The organism is Saccharothrix carnea, from assembly GCF_003014735.1.
GTDB lineage: Bacteria > Actinomycetota > Actinomycetes > Mycobacteriales > Pseudonocardiaceae > Actinosynnema > Actinosynnema carneum.
On record NZ_PYAX01000005.1, the window covers coordinates 443070 to 463041 of the forward strand.

A 19972-nucleotide genomic window follows, 5' to 3' on the forward strand; every position below is an offset into this window, starting at 1 on the left:
GACAGCGGGGTGCGACGTGCTGCAAATCGTTTTCCGCCGGGTACTACCCTTCCCTGTGTGATTGACCTCAAGGCACTGCGCGAGAACCCGGAAGCCGTCCGCGCGTCGCAACGCGCGCGTGGCGAGGACGAGACCGTGGTCGACGCGCTGCTGTCCGCCGACGAGCGCCGCCGGGCCGCCATCGCCCGCGCCGACGCGCTGCGCGGCGAGCAGAAGACGTTCGGCAAGCAGGTCGGCCGGGCCAAGGGCGAGGAGCGCGACGCGCTGCTGGCCAAGGGCAAGGAGCTGGCCGCCGAGGTCAAGGCCGCCGAGGCCGAGCAGTCCGCCGCCGAGACCGAGCTGACCGAGCTGCACCGCGCCGTGCCGAACGTCGTCCACCCCGACGCGCCCGCGGGCGGCGAGGACGACTACGTCGTGCTCAAGCACGTCGGCGAGAAGCGCGAGTTCGACTTCGAGCCGGTGGACCACCTCGACCTGGGCGTGCGGCTCGGCGCGATCGACATGGAACGCGGCGCGAAGGTCTCCGGCTCGCGCTTCTACTTCCTCACCGGCGTCGGCGCACAGCTGGAGCTGGCGCTGCTGAACATGGCCGTCGCCCAGGCGACCGCCGCCGGGTTCCAGCTCATGATCACGCCGACCCTGGTGCGGCCCGAGATCATGGCGGGCACCGGGTTCCTCGGCGCGCACGCGAGCGAGATCTACCGCCTCGAAGCGGACGACCTGTACCTGGTCGGCACGTCGGAGGTGCCGCTCGCGGGCTACCACGCCGACGAGATCCTGGACGGCCCGAAGCGGTACGCGGGCTGGTCGTCGTGCTACCGGCGCGAGGCGGGCTCGTACGGCAAGGACACCCGCGGCATCATCCGCGTGCACCAGTTCAACAAGGTCGAGATGTTCTCCTACGTCAAGCCGGAGGACGCCGAGGCCGAGCACGCCAAGCTGCTGGCCTGGGAAGAGGAGATGCTGGCCAAGATCGAGGTCCCCTACCGGGTCATCGACACGGCCGCCGGCGACCTCGGCACGTCGGCCGCGCGCAAGTTCGACTGCGAGGCGTGGATCCCGACCCAGCAGGCGTACCGGGAGCTGACGTCGACCTCGAACTGCACCACGTTCCAGGCTCGTCGGCTGAACGTGCGCTACCGCGACGAAAATGGCAAGCCGCAGATCGCCGCCACGCTCAACGGCACCCTGGCCACCACCCGCTGGATCGTGGCGATCCTGGAGAACCACCAGCAGGCAGACGGCTCGGTCGTCGTGCCGCAGGCTCTCCGCCCGTTCCTCGGCCTCGAGATCCTCAAACCCACAAAGTAATCACAAAAGCACCCCGCAACTAAAAAGCACAACGGACCCGCCGCTCAACCGCAGGGGCCCGATTTTACATGGGGTTCGGGTGCTTTAGGCTGGTCGAAGCCGGGCAGGCTTGGCGGGCGCTTTTTCCGCCAGGCCTGCCCGGCTTTGGCCTGCCTGGAGTGCCCGTAAGGGGCCCCATGTCAAATCGAGCCGGAATTAAGCCACCCCCAGGGAAGGGCATTGCGTCAGGTCCAGCTGAGTTCGACCTGGGCGGCGACGTGCTTGCCGATTTCCAGGGCCGAAGTGGCGGCCGGTGAAGGCGCGTTGAGGACGTGGACCTGGCGTGGTGCGGTGTCGATGAGGAAGTCGTCGACGAGGGAGCCGTCGGCGCGCATGGCCTGGGCGCGGACGCCGGCGGAGGCGCGGACCAGGTCGTCCTCGGTGATGGCGGGTACGAGGCGGGCCAGGCTGCGGGCGAAGCGCTTGCGGGACAGGGAGCGCAGGACTTCTTCGGCGCCGGTGCGGGCGAACTTGCGGGCCAGGCGCCAGGTGCCGGGGAAGCGGGCCACGTCGACCAGGTCGGTGGGCGAGATGTCGCGCCAGCGGTAGCCCTCGCGGCGCAGTGCCAGCACGGCGTTGGGGCCCGCGTGCACGCTGCCGTCCAGCATCCGGGTCAGGTGGACGCCCAGGAACGGCAGCGCCGGGTCCGGCACCGGGTAGATCAGGCCGCGGACCAGGTGTCGGCGGTCGTGGCGCAGCTCGTAGTACTCGCCGCGGAACGGGACGATGGCGGCGGAGGGGGTGATGCCCGCCATCCGCGCGATGCGGTCGCTGTGCAGGCCCGCGCAGTTCACCAGGGCGTCGGCCCGCACCACGCCCCGTGGCGTGGCGACCTCCACGCCGCCGCCGCTGAGTGCCCGCCGGATGCCCAGCACGGGCGAGTGCAGCCGCAGGTCGTGGCCGTTCAGCTCGCGCACGAGAGCCGCGCACACGGCGGGGAAGTCGATGATGCCGGTGCTCTCCACCCGCAACGCGGCCACGGCCGCCACCTGGGGCTCGTACTCGCGGGCCTCGTCCACGCCGATCCGCCGCGCGGGCACGCCGTTGGCCTCGGCGCGCTCGGCCAGCGCCTCCAGGCGCGGCACCTCGTCCGGCGAGGTGGCGACGACGAGCTTGCCGCACACGTCCACCGGCACGCCGTGCTCACGCGCGTAGTCCACGATCGAGGCGTTGCCCGCGACCGACATCCGCGCCTTCAGCGACCCCGGCTTGTAGTACAGGCCCGCGTGGACCACGTTGCTGTTGTGGCCGGTCTGGTGCGCCGCCCACCGCGGCTCCTTCTCCAGCACCACCAGGTCGTGACCGCGCCGGGCCAACTCCCGCGCCGTCGCGAGGCCCACGATCCCGCCACCGATCACCACGACTCGTCGCACAGCGCAGAAGGCTAGCTGCCGACCAATTCGGGCAGCACGTCGGCCGCGACCCGCTCCAGCACGGCCTCGCTGCCCGCGTACACCCCATCGGCACGCGGCCAGTGCACGACCAGGTCCGTGAACCCCAGCTCACGTGCCCGGCCGGCGACCTCGCGGAACCGGTCCACGCTGGTCAGCGAGTACACCGGGCACGAGTCGGCGTTGAGGTGGAAGTCGATCGACTCCTTGGCCCGCCCGATGCCGGCCAGCACCTCGCGGAACCGAGCCGTCATCGCGGCCACCCCGTCCCACCAGGCCGTTTCGTCGTCCGTCTCGGGACCGGTGGTCACCCAGCCCGTGCCGTACTTCGCCGCGACACCCATCGCCTTCGGCCCGTTCGCGGCGACCACGAACGGCAGCCTCGGCCGCTGCACGCACCCCGGCGCGCTGCGGGCGTCACGGATCTCGTAGTGCGCGCCGCTGAACGTGGTCCGCTCCTGCGCCAGCAGCAGGTCCAGCGCGGCCACGAACTCCTCGAACCGGCCCTGCCTGCTCCCCGCCGGCGGCCCGCCCATCACCTCCGTGTCGTACCCCACACCGCCCGCGCCGACGCCGAGCGTGAAGCGGCCGTCGGAGAGGTCGTCGAGGGCGAGCAGTTCCCGGGCGAACGGCACCGGGTGGCGGAAGTTCGGTGACGCGACGAGCGTGCCGAGCCGGATCGTCCCGGTCACCGACGCCGCCGCTGCCAGCGTCGGAACGGCACCGAACCACGGCCCGTCGACCAGGGAGCGCCAGCCCATGTGGTCGTAGGTCCAGGCGTGGTGGAAGCCGTACTCCTCGGCGGCCTTCCACTTGTGTTCGGCCATCCACCAGCGGTGTTCGGGCAGGATCACAATCCCAGTGCGCACCCGGCGACGGTATCCGAGAGGCACGATGGACAGGTGCAGAGACCTTCACTTGTGGCATCCGACGTCGACGGCACCCTGCTCACACCCCTCGGGCGGGTCAGCCCGCGCACCGCGGGCCTGGTGGGCCGCGTGCTGGCGGCCGGCGTCCCGTTCGTGCTGGCCACCGGCCGCCCGCCCCGCTGGGTGCCGGAGGTGGCCGCCGCGGCGGGGCTGTCCGGCTACGCCGTGTGCTCCAACGGCGCGGTGATCTACGACATCGGCGCGGACCGCGTCGTCTCGGCCGAGCTGATCACCCCCGAGCAGCTGACCGACCTGGCCTCCGTGCTGGACGAGGCGCTGCCCGGCTGCGCGATGGCCTCGGAACGCGTCGGCGAGACCGCCCGCGGCGCGGGCGAGCCCGAGTTCATCGCCGACGAGCACTACCTGCACCCGTGGGACGAGGGCTCGCAGCCGCTCCCGGGCCACCAGCGGGCCCAGCTGCTCGGCAAGCCCGCGGTGAAACTGCTGGTCAGGCACTCCGGCATGGCGTCGGACGAGATGGCGCGGGCGGCCGGGCCGCTGGTCGGCGACTCGGTGGCGATGACGTGGTCGACCAACGAGGGCCTGCTGGAGTTCGCCGCGCCGGGCGTGACGAAGGCGTCCGGCCTGTCCGCCGTCGCCGACCTGCTCGGCGTGCCCGCGAGCGGGGTGCTGGCGTTCGGTGACATGCCCAACGACGTGCCGATGCTCACCTGGGCCGGTCACGGGGTGGCCATGGCCAACGCGCACCAGGACGCCCTGGACGCCGCCGACGAGGTCACCGCGGCCAACTCCGAGGACGGTGTCGCGCTGGTCCTGGAGCGGTGGTTCTAGGCTGCCCGTGACGACTCGTCCCGCTCTCCCGACCCAACCTGGAGAAACACCCGTGCGCGCACTCGTGACCGGCGGTGCCGGCTTCATCGGTTCGACCCTGGTCGACAGGCTCCTGAGGGACGGGCACGAGGTGCACGTCGTCGACGACCTGAGCCGGGGCAAGCGGACGGCGCCCGCCGACCCCGACCACGCCGACCGCTACTCGTTCTCGCGGGTGGACATCACCTCGCCGGAGCTGGCCGACGTGGTGGCCTCGTTCGGCCCCGAGGTGGTGTACCACCTGGCCGCGCAGATCGACGTGCGCGTGTCGGTGGCCGACCCGCTGCTCGATGCCACCAAGAACGTGCTCGGCACGGTCAACCTGGCCGAGGCCGCCCGCCGCGCGGGTGTGCGCAAGGTGCTGTTCGCCTCGTCCGGCGGCTCGATCTACGGCACGCCCGAGGTGCTGCCGGTCGCGGAGTCGACGCCGATCAACCCGAAGTCGCCCTACGCGGCGTCCAAGGTCTCCGGCGAGGTGTACCTGAACACCTACCGGCAGCTGTACGGCCTGGAGTGCACGCACCTGGCGCTGGCGAACGTCTACGGGCCCCGGCAGGACCCGCACGGCGAGGCGGGCGTGGTGGCCATCTTCGCGTCCGCGCTGCTCGCGGGCCGTCCGACGAAGGTGTTCGGCGACGGCGGCAACACCCGCGACTACGTGTTCGTGGAGGACGTCGTGTCGGCGTTCATCGCGGCCTCGGGCGAGGCGGGCGGCGGCCGGCGCTACAACATCGGCACCGCGCACCAGGTGTCCGACCGCGAGCTGCACACGCTGGTCGCGCAGGCGGCCGGCGCGGCCGACGAACCCGAGTTCGCCCCGGCCCGCCTGGGCGACCTGCGCGCGTCGGCCATCGACGCGTCGCTCGCGCGGGCCGAGCTGGGCTGGAAGCCCGAGGTGGACATCGCCACCGGCGTGCGGCTGACCGTGGACTACTTCCGCGAGGTCTGACGAAGACGGCGGCCGGCCGGCGACGATCGCTCGTCACCGGCCGGCCGCCGCCGTTCCCGGACTTACCGCTTGGCCACGAGCCCGTCGTCGGCCCGCTCGTGTCCGGTCCCGCAGGCGGGGCAGCGCAGGTCGTCGTCCAGCCGGGTGGCGCACCGGCACACCCAGCCCTTCTGCCGGGCGGGGTTGCCCACCACGAACGCGTGCGCCGGCACGTCCCGGGCGACCACCGCGCCCGCGCCGACGAACGCGTTGCGCCCGATCGTCGTGCCGCACACCACGACCACGCCCGCGCCCAGCGTGGCGCCCTCGCGCACCAACGTGGGCAGCAACTGGTCGCCGCCCAGCTTCTGGTGCGCCCGCGGCCGCATGTCGTTGGTGAACACCGCGTTCGGCCCGAGGAAGACGTTGTCCTCGCAGGTCACGCCGTTGTAGACGAGCACGTTGTTCTTGACCGTGACGTTGTCGCCGAGCACGGCCTCGTTCTCCACGAACGCGCCGTCGCAGATGTTGCAGTCCTTGCCGACCTTGGCGCCCTTGAGCACGTGCGCGAACGCCCACACGCGGGTGCCCGCGCCGACCGTGTCGCTCTCGCACAGGCCCATCGGGTGGACGAACACCCCGCTCAACGGACGGCCCCGGCCAGCACCTCGACCACCCGCTCCTGCTGCGCGCGGGTGATGCCGGGGAACATCGGCAGGCTCAGGATCTCGCCCGCGACCCGCTCGGCGTTGGGGAACGAACCCACCCCGTGCGCGTCGGAGGCGAACGGCGCGGTCAGGTGGATCGGCGTCGGGTAGTGGATCGCGGCGCCGACCCCGTTGTCCTGCAGGTGCTTGAGCACCCGGTCCCGCTCGGCGACCCGCACCACGTACAGGTGCCACACGTGGTCGTTGCCGTCGAGCGTCTTCGGCGGCACCACGCCCTCGACACCGGCCAGCAGCTCGCCGTAGTACTCGGCGGCGGCGACGCGCAGCGCGTTCCACGCCTCCAGCCGGCGCAGCTTGGCGTGCAGCACCACGGCCTGCAGCGTGTCCAGCCTGCTGTTGAAGCCCAGCGTGCTGTGCACGTACTTCTGCTGCGAGCCGTGCTGGCTCAGCAGCCGGACCCGGTTCGCCAGCTCCTCGTCCTGCGTGGTCACCGCGCCCGCGTCGCCGTAGGCGCCGAGGTTCTTGCCCGGGTAGAAGCTGGTGCCCGCGAGGTGGCCGAGCGAGCCGGACACCGCGCCGTCACGGCGTGCGCCCTGCGACTGGGCGGCGTCCTCGACGAGGAACACGCCCTGCTCGTCGCACGCCGCCTTCAGCTCCTCCACCGGCGCCATCTGGCCGTAGAGGTGCACCGGCAGCACGGCCTTGGTGCGCTCGGTGAACGCCGCCAGCGCCGCCTTCGTGTCGATCAGGTAGGTGTCGGGGTCGCAGTCCACGAACACCGGCGTGGCACCGGTGCGGGCCACCGCCTCGGCGGTCGCGATGAACGAGTTCGCCGGCACGACGCACTCGTCGCCGACACCCACGCCGACGGCGCGCAGGGCCAGCTCCAGCGCGTCGGTGCCGTTCGCCACGCCGACGCAGTGCGCGACGTCGCTGTACTCGGCGTACGCCCGCTCGAACTCGCCGACGGCGGGACCGCCGACGAACGCCGTCCTGGCCAGCACCGCCGCCCAGCCCTCGGCGACCTCGTCGGCCACCTCGGCGTGCTGGAACTTCAGGTCGACAGGGGGGATCGGGGCCGGGATCGTCATCTGCTCATCCTCGTGAGATCGCTTCACCAGCGGTGCTGGGTTGACCGGGCGTGGTCTGGTCGAGCGCGCGCAGGCGCCGGGCGGGGGTGCCCGCCCACACCTCGAAGGGCGGTACGTCGGAGAGCACCACCGCTCCCATGCCGACGAGGGCGCCGGCGCCGATGGAGAGGCCTTCCCGGACCAGCGCGCCGCTGCCCAGGTAGGCCGCCTCGCCCACGCTCACGCCACCGGCCAGGGCGACCCGGGCGGCGAACGTGACGTGGTCGGCGATCGCGTCGTCGTGCGTGATGGTGACGTGCGGCATGACCACCACGTGCGACCCGATCACCTGCGGCGCGGTCACCGCGACGAACGCGAGCAGCAGCGAACCGGCGCCGATCTCGACGCCCGGCGCCACGCTCGCCCACGGGTGCACCACGGTGGCGTAGCGCTCGGCGGGCAGGTCGAGCCGCGCGGCGATCTGCCGGCGGCTGGCCTGGTTGCGGGTGCTGGCGGTGCAGATCAGGACGTGGGCGTCGGGGTGGTCGGCGACGGCCGCGGACGGCCCCAGCACGGGCACGCCGTCGATCACCTCGCCGTGCCGCGCCTCGTTGTCGTCGAGCAGGCCGAGCACGGACCAGCGCGGTGCGACGGCGTTGACCGCGGCGATCGCGGCCAACGCCTCCCTGGTCAGCCCGCCCGCGCCGACGAGCAGCAGCGGAGCAGCGGTCACTTCGCCCCTCGGAGCACGGCGTCGAGCGCGCCGACGACGGTGTCCTGCTCGGCCTCGGTCATCTGGTGGAACAGCGGCAGGATCACCGAACGCCTGGTCAGGTGCTCGGTGACGGGCAGGTCGACGTCGCGCTGGTCGGCGTAGGCCGGTTCCAGGTGCGAGGCCATGATGCCCCGCCGGGCGGACACACCCCGCTCTGCCAAGCCCGCCAGCACGTCCACCGAGGTACCGGTGAAGTCGTCCGGCAGCACCACCCAGAACGACTGGTAGTTGGTCGTGCCGTACTCCGGGTCGCCGACGCAGCGCAGGCCGTCCAGCTCGCCGAGCAGCTTGTGGTAGCGCCCGGCCAGCTCGCGCCGCTTGGCGATCACGTCGGCCAGCTTGCGCAGCTGGATCAGGCCCACCGCGGCCTGCATGTCGGTCATCCGGAAGTTGAAGCCGACCTCTTCGTACTCCTCCAGCTTCACGCCGCCCGCCGCGTGGCGGTCCGCGGCGGACACGCTCATGCCGTGCTCGCGCAGCTTGCGCAGCCGGGTCGCCCACTCGGTGTTCTCGGTGGTGACCATGCCGCCCTCACCGGTGGTGAGCAGCTTGCGCGGGTGGAACGACCATGCGGCGAGGCCGGCGCCGGAGCTGACCGGGCGGCCGCGGTAGGTGGAGCCCGCCGCGCACGCCGAGTCGTGCACCAGCGCGATGCCGCGCCGGTCGCACAGCGCCTGCACCGAGTCCACGTCGAACGGCACGCCACCCTGGTGCACCGCGATCACGGCGACCGTGCGGGGCGTGACGGCGGCGTCCACGGTCTCCGCCGTGACGTTGCCGGTCAGCGGGTCGACGTCGGCGAACACCGGGGTCGCGCCCACGTACTTCACCGCGTTCGCGGTCGCGATGAACGAGAACGACGGCACCACGACCTCGTCGCCGGGACCGACGCCGAGCAGGTGCAGCGACAGGTGCAGGCCGGTGGTGCAGTTCGACACCGCGACGCCGTGCGCGGCACCCGCCGACTCGGCGAACGCCTGCTCGAACGCGGCGACCCGCGGCCCCTGCGCCACCCAGCCGGAGCGGACGACCTCGGCCGCGGCCAGGGCCTCCTCCTCGCCGAGGAACGGCCGGATCACGGGGATCATCGCTGCTCCCTCCACCACTTGACCAGGTCCGCCAGGCCCTCGTCCAGCGAGATGGTCGGCTTCCAGCCCAGGTCGCGCTCGGCGGCAGTGATGTCGGCGAGCCGGCGGGTGACCGAGTTCACCGAGCGGGCCGGGCCGAACTCCAGCGGCACCGTGGACCCCATCACCCGCTGGAGGGCCTCGGCCAGCTCCAGCAGCGAGGTCTCGGTCGCGGTCGCGATGTTGTAGACGGTGTCGGTGACGTCCGCCTGCGCGGCCAGGATGTTGGCGCGGGCGATGTCGCGCACGTCCACGAAGTCCATGGTCTGCTGGCCGTCGCCCAGGATCAGCGGCGGCTCACCGGCCTCGATGCGCTCCATCCACCGGATCAGCACCTCGGTGTACTTGCCGTGCGCGTCCATGCGCGGCCCGTACACGTTGAAGTAGCGCAGGGCCACGTAGTCGAGGTCGCTCATCGCCTTGAAGCTGCGCAGCATGCCCTCGTTGAACGCCTTGGCCGCACCGTAGAACGTGTCGTTGTTGTACGGGTGGTGACGCTCCGTGGTGGGGAACTCCTCGGCGAGGCCGTAGACCGACGCCGTGGACGAGGCGACGACCTTCTTCACCTCGGCCTCGACGGACGCCTCGACGATGTTGAAGGTGCCGTCGACCAGCACCTCCAGCGCGACCCGCGGCTCGGCGGCGCAGCGCGTGATGCGCAGCGCGGCCAGGTGGAACACCACGTCGGCGCCCGCGATCGTCCGCTTGACCAGCGGGATGTCGCGGATGTCGCCCTCGACGAGCTTGACCTTGTCCGGTGCCTGGGCCAGCGCGTCGGCCAGGTTCTCCACCCGGCCGCGGCTCAGGTCGTCGATCACGACGACCTCGCGCGCTCCCGCGGCCAACAGCTGGTCGACCACGTGCGAGCCGATCGTGCCCGCGCCGCCGGTCACCACGGCCCGCTGGTCGGTCAGGTCCATCAGAGAACTCCTCCGTTCACGTCCGTCAGCGGCACGAACGTGCCACCGGCGGCAAGACTGGCCGACGCGGCCTCCAACTGGGCCAGCACCCGCAGGCCCGAGCGCCCGTCGGTCAGCGGCGCCCGCTTCTCCAGGATCGACGCGGCGAACTCCGCCATTACTCCGCGCAGCGCCTCACCACCCGGCAGGGCGGGCGCGACCATGTCGCCGATGCGGTAGGAGACGCGCACGCTCTCGTCGTCGGGCCGCTCGATGCCGCGGTCGTAGACGGCCAGCGGCTGCGTCGGGTCGAGGTCGTTCCACACGGCCGTGCGGGCCGAGCCGCCGACGATCATCGTGCGGATCTTGGTGGGGGACAGCCAGTTCACGTGCGCGTGCGCGATGGAGCCGTTGGACAGCTGCACCGACATGTACGCCACGCAGGCGCGGCCGACGCCCGCCGGGTCCGAGCCGTGCGCCGCGACCGCCACCGGGTGCACGTCGTCGGGCAGGATCGAGTCGAGGATCGACAGGTCGTGGGGCGCGAGGTCCCACAGCACGTCGATGTCCGGCTGGACCAGGCCCAGGTTGATGCGCACCGAGTCGATGTACTGGATGTCGCCCAGTTCACCACCGCGGACCAGTTCGCGCAGCCTGCGCACCACCGGCGTGTAGCAGAACGTGTGGTCGAGCATCAGCGTCAGGCCGCGCTCCTCGGCGGCCGTGACCAGCTTCAACCCGTCCGCGTAGGACGAGGCCAGCGGCTTCTCGACCAGCACGTGCTTGCCCGCCTCCAGCGCGGCGAGCGCGACCCGCAGGTGGGTGGCCGCCGGGGTGGCCACCGCCACCGCCTCGACCTCGGGGTCGGCCAGCACCTCTTCGAGGGATGACGTCACCCGGACGGTGCTGTACCGGCCCAGGACGTTGCGCGCGCGCTCGACGTCGAGGTCGCACAACGTCGTCAGCCGTAGTTCGGGGGTCGCCTGGACGTTGCGCACCAGGTTCGGCCCCCAGTAACCGGCACCGATGACGGCCACACCAACCATCGAAATCCTCTCCGAGTCTGGGAAGCACCAGCGCGGCCGCGAGCGGCGTCGACTCCGCACGCTCGTCGTGCGGCGGCTGGGCGTACCCGAGGCAGTGTAGATGTCCTGGGTTGCAGTACTCTTCGAGCCACCTTCGTCCAACTTGCGTGGTATCTGGAGACCTCTTGTGACCGACTGGTCGGAAGTGTGGCTCGTCGTCCCGGTCTACAACGAGGGACAGGTCATCGAGGACGTCGTCCGGCACGCGCGGCAGACGTTCCCCAACATCGTGTGCGTGGACGACGGCAGCCGGGACAACTCCGCGGACGGCATCCGGGCCGGTGGCGCCCACCTCGTCCAGCACCCGGTCAACCTCGGTCAGGGCGCGGCGATCCAGACCGGCATCGAGTACGCCCGCAGGCAGCCGGGCGCCGAGTACTTCGTCACCTTCGACGCCGATGGCCAGCACCGCGTCGAGGACGTGCTGTCCATGTTGGAGCGACTGCGGTCCGAGCCGCTGGACATCATCGTCGGCACCCGCTTCCACGGTGACACCGCGCACATCCCGTGGATCAAGCGGGTGGTGCTCAAGACGGTCGTGATGCTCAGCCGCCGCACGCGCAAGCTCGGCCTGACCGACGCGCACAACGGCCTGCGGGTGTTCAACCGCACGGTCGCCGAGCAGATGAACATCACGCTGAACGGCATGGGCCACGCGTCGGAGATCGTCGAGATGATCGACCACCGCAAGTGGCGGGTGGCCGAGGAGCCGGTGACGATCCTGTACACCGAGTACTCGATGGCCAAGGGCCAGTCGCTCATCAACGGTGTGAACATCCTGTTCGACACCATGCTCAAGAGCAAGGCGCACTGATCATGCTGATCCAGTACATCCTGGTCCTGTTCACGATCGCCGTCCTGCTGCTGTTCCTGCGCAAGCGCGGGACGACGAAGTCGGCGGCGAGCGTGAAGCTCGCGTTCATGCTGTTCGTGGTGTTCGGCATCTACGCCGTGCTCCGCCCGGGCGACGTGACCGTGGTGGCCGGCTGGCTCGGCGTCGGCCGCGGCACCGACCTGCTGCTGTACGCGCTGGTCGTGGTGTTCACCTTCACCACCCTGAACGCCTACCTGAGGTTCAAGGAGCTGGAGCTGCGGTACGCGCGGCTGGCGCGGGCGATCGCGCTGCGCCAGGCCGAGCCGCCGGTTTCCGCTGGTCAAGGGCCTGGTGCGGAGCGGTCATGAGCGTGCACTTCGTCGTTCCCTACTACCTGGACGCGCGGTTCCTGATCGAGCTGGTCGACAGCGTCCGCAAGCAGACCAGCGACCAGTGGCGGCTGACCGTCGTGGACGACCGGTACCCGGACACGACGGCGGAGGAGTACGTGCGCGGGTTGGGTGACCCGCGCATCGAGTACGTGCGCAACGAGCGCAACCTCGGCGCCACCGCCAACGTGAGCCGGTGCATGACGCTGGGCAAGGAGGAGTACCTCGTCGTCATGGGCGCCGACGACGCGTTGGAGCCCAGGTACGTCGAGGTCGTCCTGGAGGCGTTCAAGCGGTACCCGAACGCCGTCATGGTGCACCCCGGCGTGATCGTGGTCGACGGCGACAGCCGGCCGACCGACAGCCTCGCCGACAAGATCAAGCGGGTGGCCGCCCGGTCGGCGTGGAAAGAGCTGGAGCTGGACGGCCCCACCGCCGCGCAGAGCCTGATGAACGGCAACTGGCTGTACGTGCCGGCCATGGCGTTCCGCAACGACGCCGTGCCCAGGATCAAGCGGCTCGGCGAGTTCGGCTCGATCGCCGACCTGGCGTGGTCGATCGACATGCTCATCGGCGGCGGCACGCTGGCCCTGGACCCGACGCCGGTGTTCCGCTACCGCAGGCACGCGTCCAGCCACTCCTCGATCGGCGCGCACAGCGTGCGGCGGTTCGAGGAGGAGCAGCGGTACTACGCCGCGGCGGCCGAGCAGCTCAGCCAGGTCGGCTGGCACAAGGCCGCGCGCGCCGCGCGGCTGCACCTGCTCTGCCGCGGCCACATCACCAAGTCGGCGATCGACGCCGCGGTGGCGCGTGACCTGAAGCTCGCCAAGTCGCTGGCCGGTCGGGCGTTCAAGCGGGTGTGACCGTTCGGCCGGGCCACCGCGCCCGGCCGAGGCCCACCCGGGGCCGTCAGCTGGTGACGCCCCGCTGGTCCGTCTGCTCGGTGACACCGACCGCGGACGCCTGGCGGAGCGCGGCCCGCAGCCCCAGCAGCATCACCAGCAGGGTCAGCAGCGGGCCCACGGTCTGCGCCAACGCCGCGACGAACGGCGGGTCACCCGGCAGGATGACCATCGCCAGCGTGGCCGCCGACCCCACCGCCCAACCGAGCGTGATCGTCTTGTCGCGACCCAGCGCGACCAGCGCGGGCTGCGCCACGAACGCCCCGATGAGGATGACCGTGCTGATCGCGAGCAGCATGGTGACCACGGTGGCCGGGTCGACCTTCGTGCCCATGAACGTGCGCAGCAGCCACGGCCCGACCAGCGTGAACACCACCGCGTACACCATGCCGAGCCCGCAGAGCACGGCGAGCGCGAGCTTGATCCGCCGGGCGACGAACCCGTGGTCGCCCTTGGCGACCGCCGCGGTCAGGCTCGGCAGCAGCATCGTCTGGATCGGGTAGAGCAGCAGCAGCGGGATGCGGGCGACCACCACGGCCTGCCCGAACGCCAGCGCCACCACGCTGTCCAGCGGCAACCGGGAGTTGACCGCCAGCGGCGCCAGGTTGGGCAGCAGCTGGGACAGCAGCGTGGCCGCCGCCAGCGCCAGGAGCGCCTTGCCCACCGGCGGCACCGCGGGCACCGGCGACGTCGACGCGGACCGCGCCTTCGGCAGCCAGAGCAGCCCGGCCAGCGTGGCGAGCAGCGATCCGCCCAGGTAGGCGAGGCCGAACAGCCACGCCTCGGACGCCTGCAGGACCACCAGCAGCCCGCACAGCGCGAGCCGCACGCCGCCCTCGACGGTCAGCGTCATCGCGTAGCCGTTGAACCGCTGCAAGCCGGCGAGCAGGCCGCGCACCACGCTCAGCGCCGCGATCAGCGCCGGTGTCGCCAGCACCTCGGCGAACAGCACCCAGTCACCGCCGAGCGTGCGGTCGACCGCGAACGGCGCGAGCAGCAGGAGCACCGCGACGACCGCCGCCGCCAGGCTCCCGCCCGACGCGGACACCCGGCGGACCACCGCCCGCACGGGCTGCCCGGAGGCGACGGCGCGGCTGGTCACCTGTTCGAGCGCGGCGAAGATGCCCGGCCCGATCACGTTGACCACGAAGTACAGGGTCACCGCCAGGTTGGCCTGGTCGGTGCTCAACGTGTGACCCGTCAGCGCCACGAACAGGTACCCGGCGAGCCCGAACACGCCCAAGCCGAGGGCCATCTGCACGGACGGGCTGAAGAACCGCCGAAGGGTCATCGGGATCGACACCTGCCACACGGTAGGGGCACGGGGCACGCCGTCCGCCGACCGGGTCCACCCGCGGTCCGCGGTGCGGCGTTCAGCGGGTCGTCACCGCTTTCCCGGCGTCGCACGCGGCCAGCCGGTACAGCTTGACCGTGCCCTTCTGGGCCAGCAGCTCGAACCCGGGGTCCGAGGTCGAGACCCGCAGCCCGGGGTAGTCCTTGTTGCGCGCGTCGTGCGGCCAGAACGTCCGGTTGGCCATCAGCAGGTGCCGCACGCCCAGCCGCTCGGCCGCCCGGCACACCTCGGGGTCGCGGCCGGCCTCGTCCAGGTTGGCCGCCAGGTACGTCTGGTCGGCGCTCCACGGGATGTTGGCGTGCGGGAACAGCGCCCGGCGGCCCACCTCGGCGAGCATCAGGGTGCTGCCGTCCCACGGGTTGTTCGCCACCAGGGCGTCCTCGGGCAGCTTGGTCTCGAGCTCGGGCAGGAACTCCTTCTCCGTCCGGTCGACCAGCGTGGTGTTCTGCGGCACGGGCTCGATCGCGTACGACCCGGCGACCGTGCCCACGTTGGCCCCGACGTAGAAGACCTTGGTCAGCGGCGCCAGCGCGAGCAGCACCACCAGGCTCAGCACGGTCGGGGTGCGCCACAGGGGCGGGCGCACCGGGTCCGCGCCCTGGTCGGCGCCCGCCACCACGATCCCGGGCGGCACGGTCGCCGCCGGCGCGGGCACCTTGGCCAGCAGCGCGCCCAGCCGGTCGGCCAGCCGCGTGATGCCGAGCACGGCGAGCGGCACGGTGGTCAGCGGCAGCATCGCGGCGAGCCGGTAGGAGTCGTTGTACCAGTAGCCGGTGATGAAGTGGGTGCCCGGCCGGTTGATCGCGGCCGCCACCACGTAGAGGAACACCGTGCCGGCGAACGCCGCCACCAGCCAGCGGCTGGTCTTCAACCGCCACGCGACCACGGCGCCGATGACCGCGACCAGGGACAGCGCCCACAGCGCCGGCTTGCCGTTCGGCGCGGCGAGCAGGGCCTCGCCGACCGCGCGGGCGGGCGTCTCGAACGGAGGCCAGTAGTGGCTGCGCACCTCGGCGAACATCGGCGCGACCGCCACGTACGCCCACGCGCCCAGGAACGCGGCCACCGCGGCCACCACACCGGCCACCGCGCGGCCGGTGCGCCCGGCGCGGTGCAGCCGGACCGCCCACCGCAGGACGCTGGTGGCGATCGGGAACAGCGCCACCACGATCAGGCTGAACACCGTGTTGGGGTGGGCGAAGGCGCAGGCCACGACCACCAGCGGGGCCAGCGCCATGGCGCGGCGCCTGCCGATGACGTCCTCCCTGGCCAGCGACGTGGCGGCGAGCACCATGGCGACACCGGCGGGCGCCAGGCCCAGGCCCAGCAGGTTCGACCACAGCACGCCGAACCCGAGCAGGCCCCACGGGAACGCGGTGAACGCCACGCTCACCACGCCGGTCACCGCCATGGCGGCGGTCGACCGGCCGACGAGCTGGCGCACCAGCAACATGCAGCTCAGCGGCCACACGAGCATCGCGATGGCGCCCGCGACGAGGTTCGCGGCCACCGCGATCGGCGTGCCCGTGCTCAGCACGACCAGCGAGGTCAGCCCGTGCCAGCCCGCCGGGTAGAACGTGGTCGGGGTGGCGACGTTGCCCAGCGTGCCCATCTCCATCGAGGAGGCGTTGCCGGAGTCGAGGATGTGCGCGAGCGCGCTGTAGTGGAAGATCGCGTCGTAGGTCTGGGACAGCTGGTCCGGCTGCCCCATGCCCTCGACCAGCACGTACCACCCGATCGCGATCGCGGGCACCAGGCCGAGGGCGGCGGCGGCCAGCACCCGGCGCGGGTCCGTTCGACGGGGTGGCGCGATCCGCCGCAGCAGCAGCGACGCGATCACGGCCAGCGTGACGACGACGGCGGTGGCGGCCAGCACGACGAGCGGCGACCAGCGCAGGCCGAGCACGTCCGCGAGCACGGCGGTGACGGGCACGATGAGCATGCTCAGCGTCGGCGCCATGCCCCAGGCCGACAGCCCGCGCAGGCCGATCGCGTAGGAGAGCGCCGCACCGGGACCGACCAGCCACGCGGCGGTGACGAGCGCGACCGGAACAACCTCGAACCAGCTCATGTCCCTGCTACCCCACCGTCGTAGAGATGCGTGAGGCACTCCACCGGTGGCGTGACGACGACACCGGACAGCGTGAACGTGCCGGGTGCACGGTGCTGTGACATTGTGGTAAGGCCTCGTGGCGGAGTGTACCGACGTGGCCCGGCGGGCGTCCCCCAGGCCGGTCGACGTGCGCTCGGGCGGTCTCCCGGGCCGGTGACGTGCGCGCCGGCGGCCTCCGGGTGGGTACCCGCCGGCCCGATCGCCCGGCGCGACTATCCTCGGGCCCCGTGAGCTTCGCTGGATTTGACCTGATCGTCGTCGGTTCCGGGTTCTTCGGCCTGACGGTCGCCGAACGCACAGCCTCCCAGCTCGACAAGCGCGTGCTCGTGGTGGAGCGCCGCGCGCACATCGGCGGCAACGCCTACTCCGAGCCAGAGCCCGAGACGGGCATCGAGGTGCACCGCTACGGCGCGCACCTGTTCCACACCTCCAACAAGCGGGTGTGGGACTACGTCAACCAGTTCACCGAGTTCACCGGGTACCAGCACCGGGTGTTCGCGATGCACGCCGGGCAGGCCTACCAGTTCCCGATGGGCCTCGGCCTCATCTCCCAGTTCGTCGGCCGCTACCTCAGCCCCGAGGAGGCCCGCGCCTGGGTCGCCGAGCACGCCGCCGAGATCGACTCCAAGGACGCGAAGAACCTGGAGGAGAAGGCGATCTCGCTCATCGGCCGCCCGCTGTACGAGGCGTTCGTGCGCGACTACACCGCCAAGCAGTGGCAGACCGACCCGAAGGAGCTGCCCGCGGCGGTCATCAGCCGCCTGCCGGTGCGCTACACCTTCGACAACCGCTACTTCAACGACACCTACGAGGGCCTGCCCGTCGACGGGTACACCGCGTGGCTGGAGCGGATGGCCGACCACCCGAACATCGAGGTGCGGCTGAACACCGACTTCTTCGACGTCCGCGACGAGATCCCGGCGGGCACGCCCGTCGTCTACACCGGACCGCTGGACCGCTACTTCGACTACAGCGAGGGCTGGCTGGGCTGGCGCACGCTGGACTTCGAGCAGGAAGTCCTGCCGGTCGGAGACTTCCAGGGCACGCCGGTGATGAACTACAACGACGCCGAGGTGCCCTACACCCGCATCCACGAGTTCCGGCACTTCCACCCCGAACGCGAGTACCCGTCCGACAAGACGGTCATCGTGCGGGAGTTCTCCCGGGCGGCCGAGAAGGACGACGAGCCGTACTACCCGATCAACACCGCCGAGGACCGCGCCAAGCTGGAGCGCTACCGCGAACTCGCGCGAGCCGAAGCCGCCGAGCGTAACGTCGTCTTCGGTGGCCGACTGGGCACCTACAAGTACCTGGACATGCACATGGCGATCGGTTCCGCGCTGAGCGTGTTCGACAACAAGATCGCCCCGCACCTGGCCTCCGGTCGGGCGCTGGACGGTTCGCTGGAGGACTGATTCGGTTATGTCGGGCAACTCCACCCTCGTCGAGCACGAGGCTCCGGAGAAACTGCTGGCGCAGCGCGGCCTGTTCGCCGGGCCGTCGCAGATCGTCTCCGAAGACCTCTACGCCGAGATCTCCCAGGGCATCGCCGACCGCGAGCGGCACCGCCTGGTCGTGCACCCGCACGCCACGGTGTCGATGAACACCTACTTCGGCCGGTTCCCGGCCACCTACTGGCAGCGGTGGTGCGTCAGCGGTGAGGTGGAGCTGAGCCTGACCCTGACCGGATCGGGCACGGTCTCGATCGTCGCCTCCGACGCCGAGGGCGAGACCCGCACGATCGTCGCCGAGCAGGTCTCGGGGGCGGACGCGCGGGTCGTCACGATGAGCGCCAAGATCGACAAGTTCACCGACGGCGGCGCGCTGTGGTTCGACGTCGTCACCGGCGAGCACCAGCTGGTGGTCGAGGACCCCCGGTGGACCGTCGCGCCGCCGAAGAAGGTGCGGCCGACCGCGATCGTCATCTGCACGTTCAACCGGGTCGAGGACTGCCTCAACACGATGGCGGCCCTCGCGTCGGACCCGGAGCCGCTGAGCCTGGTCGACGCGGTGTACGTGGTGGACCAGGGCAGCGACCCGGTCGAGTCGAGGCCCCGGTTCGCCGAGGTCGCCGCCGCGCTGGGCGAGAAGCTGCGCTACATCCGCCAGCCCAACCTCGGCGGCGCCGGCGGCTTCACCCGCGGCCTGTACGAGGTCATGGAGGTCGACCACGCCGAGCACGCCAACGTGCTCTTCATGGACGACGACGTGCTGTGCGAGCCGGAGATCGTGGTCCGCACGACCGCGTTCGCCAACCGCACCGCGCAGCCGGTCATCGTCGGCGGCCAGATGCTGTACCTGCTGCACCCGAACCACCTGCACGTGGGCGCGGAGTACGCCAACCTCGACACGCTGGCCCCGGGCCAGGTCGTGGAGGGCGCCCTGCACGACGCCGACCTCACCGGGTACGACGAGGAGACCGGCAAGCGCAACGTGCAGGACCGCCGGGTCGACGCGGGCTACAACGGCTGGTGGTCGTGCCTGATCCCCTCGGAGATCGTCAAGGCGGTCGGCTACCCGCTGCCGCTGTTCTTCCAGTGGGACGACATCGAGTACGGCTACCGCGCGCGGGCGCACGGGTTCGCCACGGTCACGCTGCCCGGCGCGGGCGTGTGGCACGCCGACTTCCACTGGAAGGACTGGGACGACTGGCACCGGTACTTCAACCTGCGCAACGCCCTGGTCACCTCGGCGCTGCACAGCCAGTTCGACCCGAAGCGGATCTGCCGGTCCATGGCGGCCCAGCTCGCCACCTACCTCGTCGGCATGCAGTACGGCCTGGCGGCGACGCAGCTCAAGGCCATCGAGGACTTCCTCAAGGGCCCCGAGGTGCTGCGTGACGGCGGCGTCCAGGCGGCGGCGGACATCCGCAAGCTGCGCGCCGAGTACCCCGAGACGGTCAAGCACCCGGCCTCGGAGGTGCCCGGCATCTCGTCCGGCGACCTGCCGCTGATCAGCGCGCCGCCCGCGCCGCGGCTGTTCGCGCCGGTGCTGGCCAAGCGCGTGGTCAACCAGCTGCTCGGCCGCAGCGTGCACGACGTCGGCGCGGTGGCCGCGGGCGACTCGGCGTGGTGGCACGTGTCGCTGTTCAACACCGCCGTGGTCACCGACGCGTCCCAGGAGGGCGTGCGGGTCCGGCGGCGCGACCGCGAGCTGGCCATCCGGCTCGGCAAGCAGGGCACCAAGCTGCTCAAGGAGCTGTACCAGCGCGCTCCCGAGATGCAGCGCGCGTACCGCGACGCGATGGACGAGCTGACCAGCCGCGAGAACTGGCGGCGGTTGTACGACCTGTGATCGAAGGGGCGGGGCGGCCGGTGAGCGGTCGCCCCGCTTCTCTTTCCCCACGT

General features: G+C 71.5%; 18 protein-coding genes. 8 read left to right on the plus strand and 10 right to left on the minus strand.

The genetic code is table 11. The features are described 5' to 3' along the window. Positions 1–57: 57 nt before the first annotated feature. Entirely contained in the window at positions 58–1311 is a 1254-nt protein-coding gene (gene serS, locus B0I31_RS16935; protein ID WP_106616335.1) for a serine--tRNA ligase, read from the plus strand. Between the two features lie 224 nt (positions 1312–1535). On the opposite strand, the gene lhgO is transcribed toward serS, so the two are convergent. Beyond that, positions 1536–2723 carry an L-2-hydroxyglutarate oxidase gene (gene lhgO / locus B0I31_RS16940; RefSeq protein WP_106616336.1) on the minus strand — a complete coding sequence of 396 codons (1188 nt, stop codon included), beginning with the start codon at positions 2721–2723 and terminating at the stop codon, positions 1536–1538. Positions 2724–2734: 11 nt separating this feature from the next. After that, entirely contained in the window at positions 2735–3610 is an 876-nt protein-coding gene (locus B0I31_RS16945; RefSeq protein WP_106616337.1) for an LLM class flavin-dependent oxidoreductase, read from the minus strand. 33 nt (positions 3611–3643) lie between these two features. On the opposite strand from B0I31_RS16945, the gene B0I31_RS16950 reads away from it, so the two are divergent. Together B0I31_RS16950 and B0I31_RS16955 are read left to right on the plus strand one after the other, a co-directional pair. After that, the gene (locus B0I31_RS16950) at positions 3644–4462 is read left to right on the plus strand and encodes an HAD family hydrolase (RefSeq protein ID WP_106616338.1); all 819 of its coding nucleotides are present in this window, start codon (positions 3644–3646) and stop codon (positions 4460–4462) included. 52 nt (positions 4463–4514) lie between these two features. After that, complete coding sequence (locus tag B0I31_RS16955) at positions 4515–5450, plus strand: NAD-dependent epimerase/dehydratase family protein (RefSeq protein ID WP_106616339.1); 936 nt, start codon at positions 4515–4517, stop codon at positions 5448–5450. Between the two features lie 62 nt (positions 5451–5512). Here B0I31_RS16955 and B0I31_RS16960 read toward each other — a convergent pair whose 3' ends face one another. From B0I31_RS16960 to B0I31_RS16985, 6 genes are read right to left on the minus strand one after another with little or no spacing between them, the layout of a single operon-like run. Further along, on the minus strand, positions 5513–6067 hold the full coding sequence (locus B0I31_RS16960; RefSeq protein ID WP_245949982.1) for an acyltransferase: 555 nt from the start codon (positions 6065–6067) through the stop codon (positions 5513–5515). Between the two features lie 5 nt (positions 6068–6072). After that, positions 6073–7188 (minus strand): DegT/DnrJ/EryC1/StrS family aminotransferase, encoded by a 1116-nt coding sequence (locus tag B0I31_RS16965; RefSeq protein ID WP_106616340.1) that lies wholly within the window; start codon positions 7186–7188, stop codon positions 6073–6075. Positions 7189–7192: 4 nt separating this feature from the next. Further along, the gene (locus tag B0I31_RS16970; RefSeq protein ID WP_106616341.1) at positions 7193–7900 is read right to left on the minus strand and encodes an acetyltransferase; all 708 of its coding nucleotides are present in this window, start codon (positions 7898–7900) and stop codon (positions 7193–7195) included. After that, positions 7897–9030, minus strand: coding sequence for a DegT/DnrJ/EryC1/StrS family aminotransferase (locus B0I31_RS16975; protein WP_106616342.1), 1134 nt, complete (start codon positions 9028–9030; stop codon positions 7897–7899). The genes B0I31_RS16970 and B0I31_RS16975 overlap by 4 nt, the downstream gene beginning before the upstream one ends. Continuing rightward, on the minus strand, positions 9027–9989 hold the full coding sequence (locus B0I31_RS16980; RefSeq protein WP_106616343.1) for an SDR family NAD(P)-dependent oxidoreductase: 963 nt from the start codon (positions 9987–9989) through the stop codon (positions 9027–9029). The genes B0I31_RS16975 and B0I31_RS16980 overlap by 4 nt, the downstream gene beginning before the upstream one ends. Further along, complete coding sequence (locus B0I31_RS16985) at positions 9989–11014, minus strand: Gfo/Idh/MocA family protein (protein ID WP_106616344.1); 1026 nt, start codon at positions 11012–11014, stop codon at positions 9989–9991. The genes B0I31_RS16980 and B0I31_RS16985 overlap by 1 nt, the downstream gene beginning before the upstream one ends. 166 nt (positions 11015–11180) lie before the next feature. Here B0I31_RS16985 and B0I31_RS16990 point away from each other — a divergent pair, with 166 nt between their 5' ends. From B0I31_RS16990 to B0I31_RS17000, 3 genes are read left to right on the plus strand one after another with little or no spacing between them, the layout of a single operon-like run. Further along, the gene (locus B0I31_RS16990; RefSeq protein WP_245949984.1) at positions 11181–11867 is read left to right on the plus strand and encodes a glycosyltransferase family 2 protein; all 687 of its coding nucleotides are present in this window, start codon (positions 11181–11183) and stop codon (positions 11865–11867) included. 2 nt (positions 11868–11869) lie between these two features. Beyond that, positions 11870–12235: a DUF2304 domain-containing protein gene (locus tag B0I31_RS16995; RefSeq protein WP_073897482.1), complete on the plus strand. Its 366-nt coding sequence runs from the start codon at positions 11870–11872 to the stop codon at positions 12233–12235. Further along, the gene (locus B0I31_RS17000) at positions 12232–13119 is read left to right on the plus strand and encodes a glycosyltransferase family 2 protein (RefSeq protein WP_106616346.1); all 888 of its coding nucleotides are present in this window, start codon (positions 12232–12234) and stop codon (positions 13117–13119) included. The genes B0I31_RS16995 and B0I31_RS17000 overlap by 4 nt, the downstream gene beginning before the upstream one ends. A gap of 46 nt (positions 13120–13165) precedes the next feature. Here B0I31_RS17000 and B0I31_RS17005 read toward each other — a convergent pair whose 3' ends face one another. Continuing rightward, entirely contained in the window at positions 13166–14461 is a 1296-nt protein-coding gene (locus B0I31_RS17005; protein ID WP_146173870.1) for a lipopolysaccharide biosynthesis protein, read from the minus strand. A 70-nt stretch (positions 14462–14531) separates the two neighbouring features. Further along, positions 14532–16583, minus strand: coding sequence for a DUF6541 family protein (locus tag B0I31_RS17010; RefSeq protein ID WP_106616348.1), 2052 nt, complete (start codon positions 16581–16583; stop codon positions 14532–14534). Positions 16584–16852: 269 nt separating this feature from the next. Between B0I31_RS17010 and glf the strand changes: the two genes are divergently transcribed. Together glf and B0I31_RS17020 are read left to right on the plus strand one after the other, a co-directional pair. Continuing rightward, positions 16853–18040 (plus strand): UDP-galactopyranose mutase, encoded by a 1188-nt coding sequence (gene glf, locus B0I31_RS17015; protein ID WP_106616349.1) that lies wholly within the window; start codon positions 16853–16855, stop codon positions 18038–18040. A 7-nt stretch (positions 18041–18047) separates the two neighbouring features. Next, complete coding sequence (locus B0I31_RS17020) at positions 18048–19919, plus strand: glycosyltransferase (protein ID WP_106616350.1); 1872 nt, start codon at positions 18048–18050, stop codon at positions 19917–19919. The last annotated feature ends 53 nt before the right edge of the window (positions 19920–19972 follow it).

Excerpts from the sequence above, each read along its gene's own strand:
- B0I31_RS16965 (WP_106616340.1), bottom strand. The coding sequence starts at position 7,188 with ATGACGATCCCGGCCCCGATCCCCCCTGTCGACCTGAAGTTCCAGCAC.
- B0I31_RS16975 (WP_106616342.1), bottom strand. The coding sequence starts at position 9,030 with ATGATCCCCGTGATCCGGCCGTTCCTCGGCGAGGAGGAGGCCCTGGCC.
- B0I31_RS16980 (WP_106616343.1), bottom strand. The coding sequence starts at position 9,989 with ATGGACCTGACCGACCAGCGGGCCGTGGTGACCGGCGGCGCGGGCACG.
- B0I31_RS16985 (WP_106616344.1), bottom strand. The coding sequence starts at position 11,014 with ATGGTTGGTGTGGCCGTCATCGGTGCCGGTTACTGGGGGCCGAACCTG.
- B0I31_RS16995 (WP_073897482.1), top strand. The coding sequence starts at position 11,870 with ATGCTGATCCAGTACATCCTGGTCCTGTTCACGATCGCCGTCCTGCTG.
- B0I31_RS17000 (WP_106616346.1), top strand. The coding sequence starts at position 12,232 with ATGAGCGTGCACTTCGTCGTTCCCTACTACCTGGACGCGCGGTTCCTG.
- B0I31_RS17010 (WP_106616348.1), bottom strand. The coding sequence starts at position 16,583 with ATGAGCTGGTTCGAGGTTGTTCCGGTCGCGCTCGTCACCGCCGCGTGG.
- B0I31_RS17020 (WP_106616350.1), top strand. The coding sequence starts at position 18,048 with ATGTCGGGCAACTCCACCCTCGTCGAGCACGAGGCTCCGGAGAAACTG.